At 38.8% G+C, this 17,809-nt stretch carries 16 protein-coding genes and 5 tRNA genes; 5 read left to right on the forward strand and 16 right to left on the reverse strand.

From position 1 onward, the window contains the following. Positions 1–67 precede the first annotated feature (67 nt). The 5 genes from rplL to ESZ36_RS04160 all read right to left on the reverse strand — a co-directional run bounded on the left by rplL (position 68) and on the right by ESZ36_RS04160 (position 3,914). The gene (rplL, locus tag ESZ36_RS04140) at positions 68–427 is read right to left on the reverse strand and encodes a 50S ribosomal protein L7/L12 (protein ID WP_146783953.1); all 360 of its coding nucleotides are present in this window, start codon (positions 425–427) and stop codon (positions 68–70) included. A gap of 123 nt (positions 428–550) precedes the next feature. Next, entirely contained in the window at positions 551–1,045 is a 495-nt protein-coding gene (gene rplJ / locus ESZ36_RS04145; RefSeq protein ID WP_146783956.1) for a 50S ribosomal protein L10, read from the reverse strand. Positions 1,046–1,410: 365 nt separating this feature from the next. After that, a complete protein-coding gene (rplA, locus tag ESZ36_RS04150) occupies positions 1,411–2,109 on the reverse strand; it encodes a 50S ribosomal protein L1 (RefSeq protein ID WP_011045497.1) in 699 nt (232 codons plus the stop codon). A 3-nt stretch (positions 2,110–2,112) separates the two neighbouring features. After that, complete coding sequence (gene rplK, locus ESZ36_RS04155; protein WP_146783959.1) at positions 2,113–2,541, reverse strand: 50S ribosomal protein L11; 429 nt, start codon at positions 2,539–2,541, stop codon at positions 2,113–2,115. A gap of 272 nt (positions 2,542–2,813) precedes the next feature. After that, positions 2,814–3,914, reverse strand: coding sequence for an OmpA family protein (locus ESZ36_RS04160; protein ID WP_146783961.1), 1,101 nt, complete (start codon positions 3,912–3,914; stop codon positions 2,814–2,816). 263 nt (positions 3,915–4,177) lie between these two features. On the opposite strand from ESZ36_RS04160, the gene ESZ36_RS04165 reads away from it, so the two are divergent. Both ESZ36_RS04165 and ESZ36_RS04170 read left to right on the forward strand, forming a co-directional pair. Next, entirely contained in the window at positions 4,178–4,993 is an 816-nt protein-coding gene (locus ESZ36_RS04165; RefSeq protein WP_146783964.1) for an ion transporter, read from the forward strand. A 95-nt stretch (positions 4,994–5,088) separates the two neighbouring features. Then, on the forward strand, positions 5,089–6,909 hold the full coding sequence (locus ESZ36_RS04170) for a glycoside hydrolase family 9 protein (RefSeq protein ID WP_146783967.1): 1,821 nt from the start codon (positions 5,089–5,091) through the stop codon (positions 6,907–6,909). Between the two features lie 361 nt (positions 6,910–7,270). Here ESZ36_RS04170 and nusG read toward each other — a convergent pair whose 3' ends face one another. The 10 genes from nusG to ESZ36_RS04220 all read right to left on the reverse strand — a co-directional run bounded on the left by nusG (position 7,271) and on the right by ESZ36_RS04220 (position 12,462). Continuing rightward, positions 7,271–7,888 carry a transcription termination/antitermination protein NusG gene (gene nusG / locus ESZ36_RS04175; RefSeq protein WP_246128986.1) on the reverse strand — a complete coding sequence of 206 codons (618 nt, stop codon included), beginning with the start codon at positions 7,886–7,888 and terminating at the stop codon, positions 7,271–7,273. Between the two features lie 2 nt (positions 7,889–7,890). After that, entirely contained in the window at positions 7,891–8,271 is a 381-nt protein-coding gene (gene secE / locus ESZ36_RS04180) for a preprotein translocase subunit SecE (RefSeq protein ID WP_146783970.1), read from the reverse strand. Positions 8,272–8,364: 93 nt separating this feature from the next. Next, a tRNA-Trp gene (locus ESZ36_RS04185) sits at positions 8,365–8,441 on the reverse strand. Positions 8,442–8,903: 462 nt separating this feature from the next. Then, positions 8,904–10,088: an elongation factor Tu gene (tuf, locus tag ESZ36_RS04190; protein ID WP_146783938.1), complete on the reverse strand. Its 1,185-nt coding sequence runs from the start codon at positions 10,086–10,088 to the stop codon at positions 8,904–8,906. 86 nt (positions 10,089–10,174) lie between these two features. After that, positions 10,175–10,250: transfer RNA gene (locus ESZ36_RS04195), tRNA-Thr, on the reverse strand. A 16-nt stretch (positions 10,251–10,266) separates the two neighbouring features. Further along, positions 10,267–10,340 (reverse strand) — tRNA-Gly (locus ESZ36_RS04200). A 62-nt stretch (positions 10,341–10,402) separates the two neighbouring features. After that, positions 10,403–10,487: transfer RNA gene (locus ESZ36_RS04205), tRNA-Tyr, on the reverse strand. Positions 10,488–10,548: 61 nt separating this feature from the next. Beyond that, positions 10,549–10,624, reverse strand: a tRNA-Thr gene (locus tag ESZ36_RS04210). Between the two features lie 276 nt (positions 10,625–10,900). Next, positions 10,901–11,584 (reverse strand): DUF2726 domain-containing protein, encoded by a 684-nt coding sequence (locus ESZ36_RS04215; protein WP_146783972.1) that lies wholly within the window; start codon positions 11,582–11,584, stop codon positions 10,901–10,903. A 233-nt stretch (positions 11,585–11,817) separates the two neighbouring features. Continuing rightward, on the reverse strand, positions 11,818–12,462 hold the full coding sequence (locus ESZ36_RS04220) for a dUTP diphosphatase (RefSeq protein WP_011045505.1): 645 nt from the start codon (positions 12,460–12,462) through the stop codon (positions 11,818–11,820). A gap of 239 nt (positions 12,463–12,701) precedes the next feature. On the opposite strand from ESZ36_RS04220, the gene ESZ36_RS04225 reads away from it, so the two are divergent. Next, on the forward strand, positions 12,702–13,580 hold the full coding sequence (locus ESZ36_RS04225) for a GGDEF domain-containing protein (protein ID WP_146783975.1): 879 nt from the start codon (positions 12,702–12,704) through the stop codon (positions 13,578–13,580). A 44-nt stretch (positions 13,581–13,624) separates the two neighbouring features. Here the strand turns inward: ESZ36_RS04225 and ESZ36_RS04230 are convergent, their stop codons facing one another. Then, entirely contained in the window at positions 13,625–14,659 is a 1,035-nt protein-coding gene (locus tag ESZ36_RS04230; RefSeq protein WP_146783978.1) for a GlxA family transcriptional regulator, read from the reverse strand. 150 nt (positions 14,660–14,809) lie between these two features. Here ESZ36_RS04230 and ESZ36_RS04235 point away from each other — a divergent pair, with 150 nt between their 5' ends. Beyond that, positions 14,810–16,705, forward strand: a complete 1,896-nt coding sequence (locus ESZ36_RS04235) for a beta-ketoacyl synthase (RefSeq protein WP_146783981.1) — start codon at positions 14,810–14,812, stop codon at positions 16,703–16,705. A 133-nt stretch (positions 16,706–16,838) separates the two neighbouring features. Then, on the forward strand, positions 16,839–17,696 hold the full coding sequence (locus ESZ36_RS04240) for a DMT family transporter (protein ID WP_146783984.1): 858 nt from the start codon (positions 16,839–16,841) through the stop codon (positions 17,694–17,696). The last annotated feature ends 113 nt before the right edge of the window (positions 17,697–17,809 follow it).

The following is a 17,809-nucleotide window of genomic DNA, read 5'->3' on the forward strand; positions in this document are numbered from 1 at the left end:
AAAAAGGCCGGTGACGTTTAAATCACCAGCCATGCCTTTTCAGGCAAACAATCTGTTTAAAAACAGATTATTTGATCTCAATAGAAGCACCAGCTTCTTCAAGAAGTTTCTTAAGTTCTTCAGCTTCAGCTTTTTCTACGCCTTCTTTAACCATGCCAAGAGCTTCAACTAAGTCTTTAGCTTCTTTAAGGCCTAAACCTGTAGCGCCACGAACTGCTTTGATTACTGCAACTTTCTTCTCACCGAAGCTAGTCATAACAACATCAAATTCGCTTTGCTCTTCAGCAGCTTCAGCAGGTCCAGCAGCTGCAACAGCAGCAGAAGCAGAAACACCAAATTTTTCTTCCATTGCTTCGATTAAAGCAACAACGTCCATTACTGACATTTCAGCAACTGCGTTTAAGATATCGTCTTTAGAGATAGACATACTATAATTTCCTAATTTTTAATAAACAGGCTATATTTACTTTCTTATGAAAGTAATAAAAAGCACTGTTTGAAATAACTACAAATACAAAAAGCTGGGTTATAAGCAATAAGCTTATGTAACCTATGCAGCTTCCTGTTCTTTCTGATCGCGTATAGCAGCAAACGTGCGGGCTAATTTGCCTGCAGATGCTTCTTTCATAACGCTCATCAAACGTGAAATCGCTTCGTCGTAAGTAGGTAGCTTAGCTAACATATTTACGTCTACTGCGTTACCTTCAAATGCAGCTGCTTTTAATTCAAATTTTTCGTTAGCTTTAGCGAAATCTGTGAATAAACGTGCAGCAGCACCTGGGTGATCACTTGAAAAAGCAATTAATGAAGGACCTTTGAATACGTCAGAAACACATTCAAATTCAGTACCTTCTACTGCACGACGTGCTAATGTGTTACGGACAACTTTCATCCATACGCCATTTTCACGTGCTTGCTTACGCAATACAGTAATTGCTTCAACTGTAACACCACGGGCATCCGCGATTACAACTGAGTGAGCGCCATTAGCAGCTTCTTGAACTTCAGCAACAATTGCTTTTTTGTCATCAAGATTGATAGCCATTGGCTTTAACTCCTGGTTCAGACCGGTAAAGTACCGGTATTTACAATCCTTAGCTACTAATTACTTACTAGCTAAGCCATAACGGCGAGGACCAGAAAAATCTAGGAAATATCTGGGTAATCACCATCTACGTAGGATAAATTAAGTCGTTAAATCAGAAGAAATAACGACACCTACGGTCTTGGACGGGGGTTGTGTATTTATCAGGCATCACTCGATATTACTCGAACAAATAGGCCTAAAAACAGCACAACTCCTACCAAAATTTAAGGGGCGAAATTATAGATTATAATTTCGCCCTTGTAAAGATTCAATACACAAAACTTTACTCAACAATATTTACAGGTAATAAATTACCAGTAATATTAAGCTTGAGTTAGTGTTGCTTGGTTGACGACAACGCCGGCACCCATAGTTGTAGAAAGAGAAACTTTCTTCAAGTATTGACCTTTAGCATTTGCAGGTTTAGCTTTTTTAAGCGCTTCTAGCAAAGACTCTAAGTTTTCTTGCAATTGTGCAGGTTCGAAATCAGCCTTACCGATAGTAGTATGGATGATACCGTTCTTGTCGTTGCGGTAACGGATCTGACCAGACTTAGCGTTTTTAACAGCGCCAGCTACGTCAGGAGTTACTGTACCAACTTTAGGGTTAGGCATTAAACCACGAGGGCCTAAGATTTGACCTAGTTGACCAACAACACGCATTGCATCTGGAGAAGCAATAACAACGTCGAAGTTCATTTCGCCAGCTTTTACTTGCGCGGCTAAATCTTCCATACCAACGATGTCAGCACCAGCTGCTTTAGCTTTCTCTGCGTTTTCGCCTTGTGTAAATACAGCAACACGAACTTCACGACCAGTACCATTTGGTAATACTGTAGCGCCACGAACGTTTTGATCTGATTTACGAGCGTCAATACCAAGATTTACAGCAACATCAACGCTTTCACGGAAGTTAGCTGTAGCAAATTCTTTTAATAAAGAAACTGCTTCATTGATATCATATTCTTTTGTTACGTCTACTTTTTCACGGATAAGACGAGCGCGTTTTGATAATTTAGCCATTGATTAGTCCTCTACCACTAAACCAATTGAACGAGCAGAGCCCGCAATGGTACGCACTGCAGCTTCAAGAGAACCAGCAGTTAAATCAGGTTCTTTTGTCTTAACGATTTCTTCAAGTTGAGCTGTAGTAACAGTTCCAACTTTATCAGTGTTAGGACGACCAGAGCCGCTTTTTATGCCAGCTGCTTTTTTCAATAAGAAAGAAGCAGGTGGAGTTTTTGTTTCGAAAGTAAACGAACGGTCACTATATACAGTAATTACTACTGGAACCGGAGCGCCTTTTTCTAAAGAATCTGTTTTCGCGTTGAACGCTTTACAGAATTCCATGATGTTAACACCATGTTGACCTAATGCAGGACCAACTGGTGGTGACGGGTTAGCTGCACCAGCAGCTACTTGTAGCTTGATTAAAGCTTGGACTTTCTTAGCCATTTTAAAATACCTTTTGTTTGGGTAGTTAACGCAATTCACTTAACACTAAGGTGGAATTCACCAACTTATAGCAAAGTTTTCGCTTCCCTGTTTACAAAATTCGCTTTAAAAACAATTGTTTTCACAACAGAATAAAGCGCATTTAGTGCGCGCTAAAAATAAGCGGCAGCGGATTATATATTAACCAGCCATATCATTTCAAGCGCTTTTATTGTTACCTAGAAAATAGTCGTGTTATGTATTTGCTTCACACCACTATTTCCTCTGTAAAATCAGCGTTTTTCTGCTACTTTATTAGTACTAGAAATAGTCGCTTCTATACGACGGTTTTTCTCGTGTGCAGCGGCAGTATTATTTTTATCTAATAATTTGCTTTCACCATAGCCAATAGCCTTAAGTCGGCTTGCATCAATGCCAAATTCATTAATTAGCACATCAACAACCGCCTGAGCACGTTTAGTTGATAACGTTTGGTTGTATTTTGCGCTACCTTTAGCTGAACTATGCCCTTTAATTGTTAAACTAAGATCTGGGTAAGCTTCCATAAATTTAGCGACTTTAACCATAATTGGTTTATATTTTTCTTTAACTACGGCTTTGTTGCTATCAAAGTTAATAAGTAACTCAACTGTATCTTGCCCTTCAGTAAAAACAGTACAACCTACTTCATTTACCTTGTCCGTTGCAGGAGTATTAGCGCAATTATCTTTACTATCTAACACACCATCGTTATCACTATCTAATTCTGCGATAGGAGCCACAACCGCAACCGGCGCAACAACCGCAACGGCTTTAACCGGCTCACTACGCTTTATTTCAGCTTTTTGAGTACCAAAGAAATAAATAAAACCTAACTTAGCAGATAGGTCAGTGTAATTATCTTCAAATTGATAATGGCCTTTTCCTTCAAAATAAAGCGCCATATTCTTACTTAAATAATGGCGGTAGCCAGCACCTAACGCTGCAGAAAGGTTCGATTCCTCAACATCTAAAACATCTGCACCACCAACAACATAGAAACTTTCTTTAAATGGGAAATATAATAGGTCTAACGCAATGCTTTTGCCTGATGACAAATCATAATTATGATTTTCAGCAACCGGATTAAAGTGAGTATAAGAAAGTCTAGTTTCAAATAACTCTGAGATACGGTAACCCGCTTCAACACCTAAACCTGAAGCATGGTCAATTGATGAGTTGGCATTGCTATTAAAAAGACGATCCTCATCTGTTTTTAAATACATGGCATGGCCACCAAGATACACCTTGCCAACTAAACTCTCAGCACTTGGCTGCTCGGCAGCTGATAACGATAAAGAAAAAATTGATAAACCGATAAACTGGCTTATTTTTGAAACTGATAAGTAGCGCATTACATATTATCCCTATGAATGTAGTCCAATGATTGGTTTTTTACGGCGCATATTTTAATCGTTTTTCCTTTATGTTGCAGCATTTAGTTATTAAATTGTAAAAATACCTTTCATATTGTTACCCAAAACACATTTATGAGTAGTATTTCGTGCTGCACAGGGCTTAACCTCCTTGTTTTGGCTAAAGTCTCTTACATTTAACATTTTGATTTTAGTTATAATGCTTTCATAAAAATGTCAGTCACATTATTCCTAGGTCTTATATGTCTATATCTGCACACAGCTACAAACTACAAAAGTTTGTTGAAAGTAAAAGATTTCAAAGCTTTCTTATTTTCCTTATCCTCTTTAATGCAATTAGTCTGGGTCTTGAAACAACCACGTTTGGTAAAGCAAATGCTGCTCTTCTACACACTATAGATACGACCATATTAGTATTATTCACAATAGAGCTTTTATTAAAACTCATTGTGTATAGAAGTCAGTTTTTTCGTTCCGGGTGGAACTGGTTTGATTTTATAATCGTTGCCATTTCTTGGGCACCTACAAGCGGTGCATTATCGGTACTACGCGCCTTCAGAATCTTGAGGGTTTTACGTTTACTTTCTGTCGTCCCGCAAATGCGTCGTGTAATAGGCGCGCTAGGGCATTCATTACCAGGAATGGCTTCAGTCGTTGGTGTATTGAGTATTATATTTTATGTGTCTGCAGTACTAACGACTAAAATATTTGGCACTCATAGTGATGCGAATATGCAGGAGTGGTTTGGCAACATCGGTGCTTCTGCTTACACGCTATTTCAGGTAATGACATTAGAGAGTTGGTCTATGGGAATAGTTCGTCCAACCATGGAATTATTTCCTCTCTCTTGGGTATTCTTTGTACCCTTTATTATTATTACCAGCTTTGCGGTCCTTAACTTATTTATAGGTATTATTGTTGATGCGATGCAAGTCATGCATGAAGAAGAAGGTAAACCTAAACAAGTCATAGCGACTAAAGAAGATATGTTAATTCTTGAACAAAAAATTGATAAGCTAAATCAATTACTACAAAACAAATCTGAGCCAATTAAATAGCAGAAAAAAATTATCTTATGTGATTAAAGTATTACCAAATTGATACCAATAAGTTAAGGTTAACTCTATAAAAAAGATAACCTTACGGTAAAAAAATGACAGCGGCCTCTCTTTATTCTCATTTATGTAAACGAATGCTACTTGCTCTGGTGATACTTCTCTCCGCTTGTAGCAGCAAACCACAACCAAGCAACCCACCTACCCTAACCAAGGCTAATATTTATATTAACCAGCTGGCTTTTGACGTTCAAGCGCCAAAACAAGCAGTGATTGCTTTACCCATAGGTGAAACAGCAAGTCGCTTTATCGTTTATCAAAGTTCAAACATTATTTATCAAGGTAAGCTTACTGCTCAGCCCAGCTTTACTGAATGGGGCCAAGGTGCTCACTATTACCTCGCTGATTTTTCTCAAGTAAAGCGACGAGGTGAATTTCATATTGTAGTAAATACACCCAAGCAGCAACTAGCTTCATCAACGTTCGCGATTAAACATAATGCTTACTTCGCGCTTACAGCCAAATCACTAGTCAATTACTTTAAAGCGAGTCGTCATACTAACCCGAGAGATCAATCTCTTCGCATAAATGGTACTGAACGTTACGTTAATGTTTCTGGTGGTTGGGTAGATGCAGGAGGCGATCAAGGCAAGCATTTAAGTCAGCATACTGAGTCTAACTTTTTAGTATCTCAGCAAGGCGCAATAGCTGCGTGGGCAATGGCAAAATCTTATGATAGCTTAAATCGATTGTATGACCGAAGGGCCTTAACATTGGAGCTTGCTGAGGAAGTTATTTGGGGTGCCGATTATTTACATAGAATATTAGACAGTGAAGGCTACTTCTATACCAGTATATTCGATCAGCGCGGTTTTGCAGAAGAACGTTTGGTCACGGGCTATCAAGGACCTGACGGTGATTATAATACTAACTTCAAAGCCGCTTTTCGTGAAGGTGGGGGTATGGCTATTGCCGCGTTAGTAAGAGCACATGAACTGAGTAATAAAACAGGCGTTCAAGGTGAGTTTTCTGCAAAGCAGTATTTAACCGATGCTGAGCGTGCTTTTGCCCATTTACAAAAGAACAACCTACGTTATGTGGATAATGGTAAAGAAAACATTATCGATGATTACACTGCACTCATTGCAGCAACTGAACTTTATCGCATAACTAAAAAATCTAAATACTTAAAAGCCGCACGCCACCGTGCTCATAACTTAAATAATAGAATGACTTCACAAGGTTGGTTTGTGAGTGATGATGACGAAAGACCTTTTTATCATGGGGCTGAAGCAGGATTACCTGTAATTGCCTTAGTTGATTATTTAGCAATAGAGCGTAATCGACAAATTAAAGCGAAAACTAAACGTACTATTAAACTATCGCTTGATTATCAACTCGCCTTAAATTCTCAGGTCGCCAATCCATTTAATTTGGCACGCCAAACATTTAGAAGCTACAAAGATCACTTGTATTCTAAACAACAAGAAGGCTTTTTTATCCCGCATGCCAGTGAAGCTAAACATGCATGGCAAGGTGAAAGTTCACGCTTGGCCTCATTAACCGCCGCAGCAATATGGGGAGGTAAAATTACTCACATTGATAAAGCTGGTGCTTTTGGTATCAATGATGAACTCGGTTATTTTGCACAAAGCCAAATGGATTGGATCATGGGTAAAAATCCTTACCAAATAAGTATGCTATACGGCTTTGGCGTTAATAACCCACCGCATGCTAAAAGTGCGGGTACTATGTTAAATGGTGGTATTTCAAATGGTATCACTGGTGCAACATCAAGCCAAAATGGCCGTGGCATTACTTGGGCTGAAGGGCCTGATGAAAATAATAGGCGCTGGGTAGAGCAATGGTTACAAAATTCAACCTGGTATTTGTTAGCTATGACTGCAATGACTGAGTAATGAACATCAACGGACTGAGCTATTTAACTTAGTCCGTTAGCAAAACTACCTTATATCTCTTCAAGTACAGATTTTACACTAGAACCTTTTCATCAAGCAGCCATAAGTGAATAGGTTTATCTAACATTTACTCTACTACTGAACTTACACAGACGAGTATTAACCAGCTGATGATTAATCTATTATAGCGATCCTGTTATGCTGATATGCTGATATGCTGATATGTAAAGTGATAACAATCGGATCAATAAATTAATCCGTTGGATGTTTTTTAAATTTCTCTAGAAGTGTCGATTTAATCACAAAAAAAAACGCTTGCACAAGGCAAGCGTTTTTATATCAAGTGAGAAGGAGCGACTACTTAGCTACCCTTTTCAACTTGACCAAATTCTAAATCAACTGGCGTTGAACGACCAAAGATAAGTACTGATACCTTGATACGGTTTTTCTCGTAATCAAGTTCTTCAACCACACCATTAAAGTCAGCGAATGGTCCATCAATAACACGAATAACCTCACCTGGTTCAAACAATGTCTTAGGCTTCGGCTTATCAGTTTCTTCAAGGCGTTGTAAAATACGATCCGCTTCTTTCTGGGTAATTGGTGCAGGACGATCACTTGTACCACCAATAAAGCCAAGAACGCGTGGAACACTTTTCACTAAATGCCAAGCATCAACATCCATTTCCATTTGAACTAAAACGTATCCAGGGAAAAACTTACGTGAACTTTTACGCTTTTGACCAGCACGCATCTCTACTACTTCTTCAGTAGGGACTAAAATCTCACCAAACTTATCTTCTAAGCCGTGGATTCCAATGTGCTCTTTCAATGTCTTTTGAACGCGACCTTCATAACCTGAAAATGCTTGTACTACATACCAACGCAATTTCGGGTTTCTATTGACTTGATTTTCTGCATTTTCTGCCGCTGAAATTTCTTCTGGGTTATTTTCTTCTGGGTTATTTTCTTCTGACATAACTAAACCTGCATACCTGTAACTAAACCAACTAACCAGAATAGAACAGAGTCTAATCCCCAAAGTAGCAATGACATTAATAACGTCACTACTAACACAATACCTGTTGTTTGTACGGCTTCTTGGCGTGTTGGCCAAACAACTTTACGTACTTCAGTACGCGCTTCTTTTGCAAATATAGCGGCATTACGACCTTTTTCAGTTTGTAATGCAATTAAACCAGCAATACCGACCATTGCTACAACAGCAACGGCTCTAATTAATACTGATTCTTCACCGTAAACGTAATTACCCGCAACAGCACCAGCTAAAAGTAAGAATATAACTCCCCACTTTACTGTATCGAAAGAACTGCTTGGTTGCTCTTCTGTACTTGCATTCATAATTCTATTCCGTATTTATCTACTTTCTAATAACACGACTTGTTATCACAAGTCGCTAAAACATAGATGAATTCACCTATATTTACTCAAAAATGGCAGGGGTGGAGAGACTCGAACTCCCAACCATCGGTTTTGGAGACCGCTGTTCTACCAATTGGAACTACACCCCTACAGATTGCTTATAAAGCAATGGTTACACTTATCAGGTGAATCTTAGTTTTTTGGGAAATAAGAGATACTCGAGAAGTGAGGCGCTATTATACTCAGCCCAGTGTTTTACTCAAGAAGTATTTGATGTATTGGCTAAGATAAGCCGTTTCTCTGCAATACTATCTTCGAATCGTCAGAACATGATTATTTAAAACACAATCGATACTCAGTAGCCATTAAGAAATGGCATATCGCATTATTGAAGTCCGGTCACTTTTTCAAAATCCTACTCTATAAAACTAAAGACTTCTTTCAAGCTATTAATGACGCGCACAAAAAAGGCCGCGCGAGCGACCTTCTTTATTCGATATTATTTCTAATATGAATTTGTGTTTTAACAGATAATTTAACAAGACGTTGGCACGGAGTTGACGTTAGTCAATGAGTACCAACAACGAAGCTAAATCGATGTTAAAGACAAATTAAGCCATAATCTTAGAAACAACACCAGCACCAACAGTACGACCACCTTCACGGATAGCGAAGCGTAAACCTTCGTCCATCGCTACTGGGTTGATTAGCTCAACAACAAACTTAAGGTTGTCGCCAGGCATTACCATTTCAACACCTTCAGGAAGCTCTACAGCACCTGTGATATCTGTTGTACGGAAGTAAAACTGTGGACGGTATCCTTTGAAGAATGGAGTATGACGACCACCTTCATCTTTCGAAAGAACATATACTTCAGATTCGAATTTAGTGTGTGGTAAAATTGAACCAGGAGCACATAGTACTTGACCACGTTCAACATCTTCACGCTTAAGACCACGTAGAAGAACACCACAGTTCTCGCCAGCACGACCTTCGTCAAGAAGCTTACGGAACATTTCAACACCAGTACAAGTTGATTTTTGTGTATCACGGATACCAACAACTTCTACTTCTTCACCAATTTTGATGATACCACGTTCAACACGACCAGTAACAACTGTACCACGACCTGAGATTGAGAATACATCTTCGATAGGCATGATGAATGCACCGTCGATTGCACGCTCTGGCTCTGGAATGTAAGTATCAAGTGCATCAGCAAGTTCGATAATTTTCGCTTCCCATGCTTCATCGCCTTGAAGAGCGCCTAAAGCTGAACCTTGAATTACTGGTAAATCATCACCAGGGAAGTCATATTCAGAAAGAAGTTCACGAACTTCCATTTCTACTAGTTCAAGTAATTCTTCATCATCAACAACATCACATTTGTTCATGAAAACGATAATGAAAGGAACACCAACTTGGCGAGACAATAAGATGTGCTCACGTGTTTGTGGCATAGGACCATCTGTAGCAGCAACTACTAAGATAGCGCCATCCATTTGTGCAGCACCAGTTATCATGTTTTTGATGTAATCGGCGTGACCAGGACAATCTACGTGTGCATAGTGACGTACTTCAGTATCGTATTCGATGTGAGAAGTATTGATTGTAATACCACGTTCACGTTCTTCAGGAGCGTTATCGATTTGTGCGAAATCTTTAACTTCACCACCGTGAACTTTAGTTAATACCGCAGAGATAGCGGCTGTTAAAGTTGTTTTACCGTGATCAACGTGTCCAATAGTACCAACATTCACATGTGGTTTATTACGTTCAAATTTTTCTTTAGCCATTGTAAGATACCTCTGGGTATAGTAATTATTTACTGTTTATTTAAGTTTGATATTTAATTTGAGATAAGGATAGATTAATCTAGGAATGGTGCTGATAGGCAGATTCGAACTGCCGACCTCACCCTTACCAAGGGTGCGCTCTACCAACTGAGCCATATCAGCATTCATATACAAAGATTGGAGCGGGCGGCGAGAATCGAACTCGCAGCTTTAGCTTGGAAGGCTAAGGTATTACCACTATACGACGCCCGCGTTTTCTATCAGATATCTCTTTTTGATTTATCCTTATTTTGCAATAAGCATAAATCGAAAGATGGTGGAGGGAGGTGGATTCGAACCACCGAAGGCTGAGCCGTCAGATTTACAGTCTGATCCCTTTGGCCACTCGGGAACCCCTCCACTTAAAGCCTATACCTTTTAAAAAGGTACCTTATATAAGCATTGCTTTAATAAGTATTAATGGTGCCGACTGCCGGAATCGAACTGGCGACCTACTGATTACAAGTCAGTTGCTCTACCAACTGAGCTAAGTCGGCACTACATTAAGTGGTGCGAATTCTAGTGTAATGTTTTACGCCTTGCAATAGCTAAATCCAAATATTTTGCACTTTTTTCATCTTTATTGATTGTTTGATGGTTTTTCATTCAAAGAAAGACTGTTTTTGCTGCTCAACGGCTTGTTACTGGTGGTTAAAGTAAAAAATCCGACACTATTAAATGTCGGATCTCTTTATTTTTCTTTGCTAGGACATTTTCTTGACTATATTTCTTGCTAGATATAGTCCTGTTATTCCTTAATTCAGTACCAAGTTTTAATGTGATAAAGAAGAAGCGGGCATTCCGCCTAATTGTCCTGCTGACATTTGTGGCATTATCGGTGTTTGTTGATCCACTTGTGCTCTAGCCGCTGCCGCTGTTAAAGCGCCAACTGATTTATTTCGTGCTCTCACCATAGGTGCTGGGATGATACGGCCCTTTACTTTTGGCTCTGGGGCAAAGTTAGCCGCCGATTTACCCAGCAGACGAGTATGGATACACGATCTAATTTCTTCTAGGGTGTAATTAGCTTTTACTTTAATACGAAGATGTGGAATTGAAGCTGCTTCTAGGCTACCACTAACAAACCAATCTTTTTTAATTTTATAACCTCGGCCCTGCGTATCTACTAAATCAATGGCGCCCAGTAGTTTCATACTGCTACGATCACAAATCACAAAATCTAAGTACTTGGTTTCGGCGCTTTTTGCTGCCGTTTGACTGGCCCGACTTGAAACACCATTGCGTATAGTTACCACATCACTGAGTCTGACGCGATTCAACACTCGGTATTTTGCACCTAATGCTTGTTCAACAAGGTTTTGGAAGTTTTTTTCTGCGGGGGTAAAAATTGCTTTTTTACTATCAAAAGGAAAAGGAAAGCTGTTGTCATTTAAACGACTAGCTAACACGGCAACAATTACCACTAAGGTAATCAAGGCAAATAATATCAGTTCCATACATTTCTCCAGCGATTCAAATTCTTGACGCTTTCTCTATATTAGAGAATAAACGTACTACTTAACCTTGATTAAGCAAAATATGTGCCGAAGTTCTATATTACACAAAGGTTTATTAAGATCCGATTTTATCTATGAGTACGTTGTTATTACTGAGGTATTATTTTGAATAGTGCTTATTTAAGAAATAGATGCAGCGTCAAAATGCTGCACCTATATATAGTGGCATTAATTTAGGCGGGGTATTTTTCTTCTAACGCTTGGTATAATTGCTGCTGAAAATCTTCTGCGCCAGTATCTAAAGTAGTGACTAGTTTTGCTAATACTTCATTATCTTCTTCACCGTGCCATTCTTTAATATAACTCCCCTCTTTATAACCGTGATCTTGGCGGAAAAAGTTTAGTGTATTTTTACCAACATATTGTCTGAATAATTCATCTAGATCCATATTCATTAAAGACATGCAGTCAGCTAAAGCCTTAGCATCAAAAGCTCTACTTGTAACAGCAGCTGACGCTAAATTTTCTAGCGCTATTTTAAAGTCACTTTCTGCCGTACCTTGGTGTAATTCTTTTGAAAGTTCACTGGCAATTAATTCGGCGCTATCACCAGACATTAAACGTAAACTCAAACCAAAGTGAAAAATATCAACGAGTTCTAATTGCACTTGAGCGATGTCAATTTCTTGGTGTTTCCACCATTTCCAACCATGATGGTCTAACATCTCAGCACATTCTACCCAAATTGCACGATACCATTCATAGCCATTTTCACGCCATGTATCACTAACACGACTGTTCATCGCATCTTGCATGACCAGCATTTGGCTAATTTGTTTCTCGGCTATAGAGAGTGCAGTTGATAGTTTTTCGCTCATGTATTTCTCAAATAATAATGTTAGTACCGTTATTTTGCCGTAGCTGATAGCTTGTGACAAGTATTATACCAAACGGATTAATTTATTGACCAACTTAGCCCTACATTAGTCAGATTACAATTAGCTGTTTGTTTTGCTTTAAGAGTGACTTTATGACTATATTAGATAGGTAAAACTCTTTTCCCTCTGCTTCTTGTTACCACATCACCAAGCAAACGAGTTAGCTCAAGGAAAGCCCTATGAAGTATTTAGAAAATAATCTACTACTTAACTCCGTCATTGATCTAATTGATGACTTGATTTTTTATAAAGATAAACACTTCAGATACATTGGTTGTAATACTGCTTTCCTCTACTTTGTCGGTAAAAAATCTGAGGACCTGATAGGCAAGGATGATTTTGAGATATTTGATCACGACTTGGCTAGCCTATTCAGAAAGCACGATAAACTTATGCTCGCTGAAGGTTGTGTTAGATCCAATGAAGAATGGGTTATCTATCCTAATAACAAAAAAGTTTATCTGTTAACTAAAAAAATTCCTTTTGTCTATGATGGTATTAACACGGGAATTTTAGGCATTAGTCGAGATATCACTTCGTTAGAAAAAGCCAATCAGCAATTACAGCAACAAACGTTATTGGATGAACTTACACGGGTAAAAAATAGAAAAGCGTATAATCTTAAAATTAAATCTTTACTGGCTGTTTTTGAACGTTACCAAACATCTTTCTCAATTATCAGCATAGATATTGATGATTTTAAAAACATTAATGATAATTTTGGTCATGATGTTGGCGATACGGTCTTACGCAGTTTTGGTGCTCTTATCGAAAAAAACATTCGAGAAACTGACCATCTATTTAGAATTGGTGGTGAAGAATTTGTCATTTTATCGGAGTCAAAAACCAAAGTTGATGCGATTCAGTTAGCCGAAAAATTAAGAAAAATTGTTGCATCTAAAACTCTTCATTCGAATATTAATATCACCATCAGTTTAGGTATCTGTGAAGTAACCACAGGTGATGGCCCCAACTCTATCGCTAAGCGAGTTGATAATTTACTTTATGAAGCAAAGTCACATGGAAAAAATACAGTGACCTATCGTTCGGTAACATGAAATTTCAATTTATTGATCGAACCATACTCTTTGATATTAACTCATTAACTGAACAGTTTTTTTCTTACCATAGCGCGATAGGCTTTCGGCGTTAAGTGTAAGTCTTTCTTAAATAATCGCGTTAAATGCCCTTGATCTTGATAACCCACCTGATCGGCTATTTCTTGTATGGTTAAATTACTTGATGCCAATAATTCTTTTGCTGTTTCTATTCTCAACTGTTGCCAGTATTGTGTAGCACGTACTCCAGTAGCTGATTTGAATCGACGGGTAAATGAGCGTTGGCTCATACCAAATTGCTTGGCGATCTCTGTCAGGGTTAATTCCGTATTCAAATTCGTGCGTAGCCAAAATTGAATTTCAGCAATCAATTCATCCGCATGCCTATCGCCCGATCCCTCCAAATAACGTTGTTCCTCATAAGGCTTGCGTATCTCATGAGAGAAATTCCGTTCTACATTTTGTGCTGCCTCTTTACCATAGTGCTGAGAAATTAGGTGAACAATGATATCAGCCAATGCATTTAGGCTAGCAGCACAATAAATGCGTTCAGATTGAGTAATAAAAAAATCGGGTTTTAAATCAACTTGCGGGTAATCTCGTTTAAATTGGTCAACATAATGCCAATGTGTGGTCGCCGAGTGATTGTCTAGTAAACCTGACTCTGCCAAAAAGCACACCCCGGTGCCAACACCAATTAAAGTACTTCCTTGCTGCCAGCAATGCTTTAACCAAGCAACTAATTTTTGATGACTTTTAAGTACAGGGCGAGGATTGCGCCACAGACTGGGCACAATAATAATATCAGGTGGGGCTGATTTAACTAATAATTCACTATCAAGGGTGATATCTGCAACCATAGTAATGCCTGCACGTGACTTTATTTTAACTGACGACTCACTTAAAAATTGCGTGTTAAGTTTTAATACTGATTTATCATAACGCCTAGCAAAAGCTTCTCCAGCAAGTAACATCTCAATAGGTAAAGTCACTCCCGTGGCTAATACATGCGGATATATAACTAAATTCACAGTTAACTTATTTGTTAAACAATCTGTTTTTATACGCTTATTAGGCATAATTTCTTTCCTACTCACCACTTATGGCCATTATTACACACTATAAGGCCATTTTGGCTTATTATTATTTTGAGGAGTCATTAGAATAGACACTATCAAACGCAATACTACTATTTTGCATTTATTCAAATTCTTTAAGTGGATTATTACATGACACGTTTACCTTTAATTATTGGCATGGGCGGTATTAATGCTTCAGGCCGTACCTCATTTCATCAAGGATTTCGACGTATAGTAATCGACAAATTAACTGCTCAAGCGCGCCAAGAAACATTTGTCGGTTTAGCAAGCTTAATGAAAATTGTCACAAAAAAAGATGGCAGTTTAGTTGATGCTGACGGTAATCTTGTTTTAGCGAATGAAATCGAAAGCAAGTTTGGGCAACAAATTCTTGCCGGTACCTTAATTCGTAAAATTGAAAAAAATCATTTTGATCCTGATGCGACTCACTGGCATCAAAAAATGAATCTCAGCGCTACAGATAAACCTATAACATTTGAATTACGTGCCAAAGAATTACCTAAACCAGTACCAAATTCATGGTTGGTAACTGATATAGGTGAAGGCCGAGTTTCTGTCGAAATTCCTGAACAACTAACGATTACGCACGATTCGTATCGTGATAACCCGATTAAGGCTGCAGGTCAGTTTCCAACAGGGTTTGATCCTGCCGAGCTTTACAACAGTCGAAATCATCCTCGCGGTTTACAAGCAACTATTTTTGCTGCTACGGATGCTATACGCTCTACTGGGTTCGAATGGGATGACATTTTAGCTAAAATTAGTCCTGATGAAGTAGGGACATACTCAGCGTCCATTGCAGGACAAATGCATGATGAGGGTTTTGGTGGCTTAGTTAAAAGCCGTTTAACGGGTTCTCGTGTCAGTACTAAGCAATTAGCGCTGGGACTTAATACTATGTCTACTGATTTTATCAATGCTTATGTTACTGGTAATGTCGGCACCACCTTTACTAGCTCAGGTGCTTGTGCAACATTCTTATATAATTTACGCGCAGCGGCACATGACATGGCAGCTGGTCGTACTCGTATCGCTATTGTGGGTAGTAGTGAAACACCTATCACACCAGAAATGATTGAAGGCTTTGGCAACATGAGTGCATTAGCCAATGAAGAAGGGTTAAAGAAACTTGATGGTACTGATACTGCTGATCATCGCCGAACTAGCCGTCCATTTGGTAATAACTGCGGTTTTACTATGGGTGAAGGTGCTCATTTTGTTGTATTAATGGATGATGCCCTTGCGTTAGAAATGGGCGCAAAAATACTTGGTTCTGTTGCCGACGTATTCATTAATGCTGACGGTTATAAAAAATCGATTACAGCACCTGGTCCTGGTAACTATATTACTATGGCCAAATCCGTTGCTTTAGCGGAACAAGTTTTAGGTAAAGAAGCGCTACAAGAGCGTAGTTTTATTTTGGCGCATGGTTCAAGTACACCACAAAATCGCGTTACTGAATCATTAATTTATCATAAAGTCGCAGAATGTTTTGATATCAAAAACTGGCCTGTTGCTGCGCCTAAAGCTTATGTTGGTAACACGTTAGCTCCCGCTAGTGGCGATCAAATGGCAATGGCATTAGGTATTTTTAGCGATAACATTATGCCAGGTATTACCACTATTGATGAAGTTGCTGAAGATGTTCATAACGAACACCTTAATATTGCAACTGACCATTGGCACTGCCCTGATATGGATATAGCGTTTATCAATTCAAAAGGCTTTGGTGGCAATAATGCAACTGCTACTGTTTTTTCTCCAAAAGTCAGTTTAACCATGATGGAAAAACGTTATGGCGCTGAGGCAATGGAAACTTACCAACAAAAATTAGCTGAGGTAGAACAAGCTCAACAAGTTTATCGCGATAACGCTAACAATGGTCAATTTGATTTAATTTATAAGTTTGGTAAAGGTCTGATTAATGAAGCTGATATTGAGTTAACTAGCGACAGTTTAACCTTTGCTGAATTCAAAAATAGCATTGCACTACCGAGCAAAAACCCGTTTGATGATATGGTCTAACCTTATCTAGTATGGTGTTAGCTTGCCAAATTGGTAAGCTAACACCTGAAATGCTGTTGCATTTTCTTTAAGTGTAAAATCGAGTCACTTCTCCTCCTACTTATAGTTTTCCCAAACAAAAATAAGGCAAAGTATGTCTCGGCTTCGCATCATTCTCATCACATTCCTATCACTATCAGCCTTTGCTGCTAACTCGCTGATCACTCGTTTTGCTTTAGAAAAAACGACTATTGATGAAGCCAGCTTCATTATGCTTCGAGTTGTCTCAGGAGCTCTATTCTTGTGGTTATTCTTAGCGATAAAAAAAGATAAAAAAATAGTACAAGGCGGTACATGGTTTGCTGCTTTTGCTTTGTTTATTTATGCCGTCAGTTTTACCTATGGTTACGGATTGATTGCGGCTGGCACAGGTGCCTTATTACTCTTTGGCTCAGTACAAATTACTATGACCGTTGCGGGTTACCGTGAAGGAGAACGGCTAAACGTAATACAACTAGTCGGCTTTGTTTTAGCACTTGCTGGATTAGTCATTTTGATGCTACCCGGTATAAGCGCACCTTCCTTTATGGGAGCATTCTTGATGTGTATTTCAGGAGTCGCTTGGAGTATTTACACACTGCAAGGCAGAGGTGCAAGTAGCCCCGCAGCTAGTACTGCCGGTAACTTCATAAAAGCTGCCCCCATGGCAATACTGTTATGGCTCATAGTTTACCTTTCCTCAAATAACACTATCGATTTAGCAAACATAGGCGTTATTTATGCATTGTTATCAGGTATTGTTACTTCTGGTATCGGCTATATTATTTGGTATAGTGTTTTACCTGAACTTAAAGCCACTCAAGCCGCGATTGTGCAATTAAGTGTCCCACTATTGGTAACATTAGCGGGTGCCCTATTGCTCAATGAGGCCATCACATTACGCATTGTATTCGCTTCTCTGACTATTTTAATCGGTACTATTCTAGTGCTTACGTTTAAACGTAAGCACTAGCAGTATTTTAGCTCTTCAATGCCACCAGCATAACGACAAGGCATTGAATAACTAGAGTTACCTTAAAGACAATAAGAGAATGACATCTCACCAACTTTCATCCTTACCCTGTT

Origin of the sequence: Colwellia demingiae (genome assembly GCF_007954275.1) — a bacterium.
Classification (GTDB): domain Bacteria; phylum Pseudomonadota; class Gammaproteobacteria; order Enterobacterales; family Alteromonadaceae; genus Colwellia; species Colwellia demingiae.

What these genes read in the sequence shown, in the direction of transcription:
- ESZ36_RS04225 (WP_146783975.1), top strand. Translation starts at nt 12,702, where the DNA reads ATGAAGTATTTAGAAAATAATCTACTACTTAACTCCGTCATTGATCTA.
- ESZ36_RS04220 (WP_011045505.1), bottom strand. Translation starts at nt 12,462, where the DNA reads ATGAGCGAAAAACTATCAACTGCACTCTCTATAGCCGAGAAACAAATT.
- ESZ36_RS04165 (WP_146783964.1), top strand. Translation starts at nt 4,178, where the DNA reads ATGTCTATATCTGCACACAGCTACAAACTACAAAAGTTTGTTGAAAGT.
- rplA (WP_011045497.1), bottom strand. Translation starts at nt 2,109, where the DNA reads ATGGCTAAATTATCAAAACGCGCTCGTCTTATCCGTGAAAAAGTAGAC.
- ESZ36_RS04215 (WP_146783972.1), bottom strand. Translation starts at nt 11,584, where the DNA reads ATGGAACTGATATTATTTGCCTTGATTACCTTAGTGGTAATTGTTGCC.
- tuf (WP_146783938.1), bottom strand. Translation starts at nt 10,088, where the DNA reads ATGGCTAAAGAAAAATTTGAACGTAATAAACCACATGTGAATGTTGGT.
- rplJ (WP_146783956.1), bottom strand. Translation starts at nt 1,045, where the DNA reads ATGGCTATCAATCTTGATGACAAAAAAGCAATTGTTGCTGAAGTTCAA.
- rplK (WP_146783959.1), bottom strand. Translation starts at nt 2,541, where the DNA reads ATGGCTAAGAAAGTCCAAGCTTTAATCAAGCTACAAGTAGCTGCTGGT.
- secE (WP_146783970.1), bottom strand. Translation starts at nt 8,271, where the DNA reads ATGAATGCAAGTACAGAAGAGCAACCAAGCAGTTCTTTCGATACAGTA.
- ESZ36_RS04240 (WP_146783984.1), top strand. Translation starts at nt 16,839, where the DNA reads ATGTCTCGGCTTCGCATCATTCTCATCACATTCCTATCACTATCAGCC.
- rplL (WP_146783953.1), bottom strand. Translation starts at nt 427, where the DNA reads ATGTCTATCTCTAAAGACGATATCTTAAACGCAGTTGCTGAAATGTCA.
- ESZ36_RS04170 (WP_146783967.1), top strand. Translation starts at nt 5,089, where the DNA reads ATGACAGCGGCCTCTCTTTATTCTCATTTATGTAAACGAATGCTACTT.
- nusG (WP_246128986.1), bottom strand. Translation starts at nt 7,888, where the DNA reads ATGTCAGAAGAAAATAACCCAGAAGAAAATAACCCAGAAGAAATTTCA.
- ESZ36_RS04235 (WP_146783981.1), top strand. Translation starts at nt 14,810, where the DNA reads ATGACACGTTTACCTTTAATTATTGGCATGGGCGGTATTAATGCTTCA.
- ESZ36_RS04230 (WP_146783978.1), bottom strand. Translation starts at nt 14,659, where the DNA reads ATGCCTAATAAGCGTATAAAAACAGATTGTTTAACAAATAAGTTAACT.
- ESZ36_RS04160 (WP_146783961.1), bottom strand. Translation starts at nt 3,914, where the DNA reads ATGCGCTACTTATCAGTTTCAAAAATAAGCCAGTTTATCGGTTTATCA.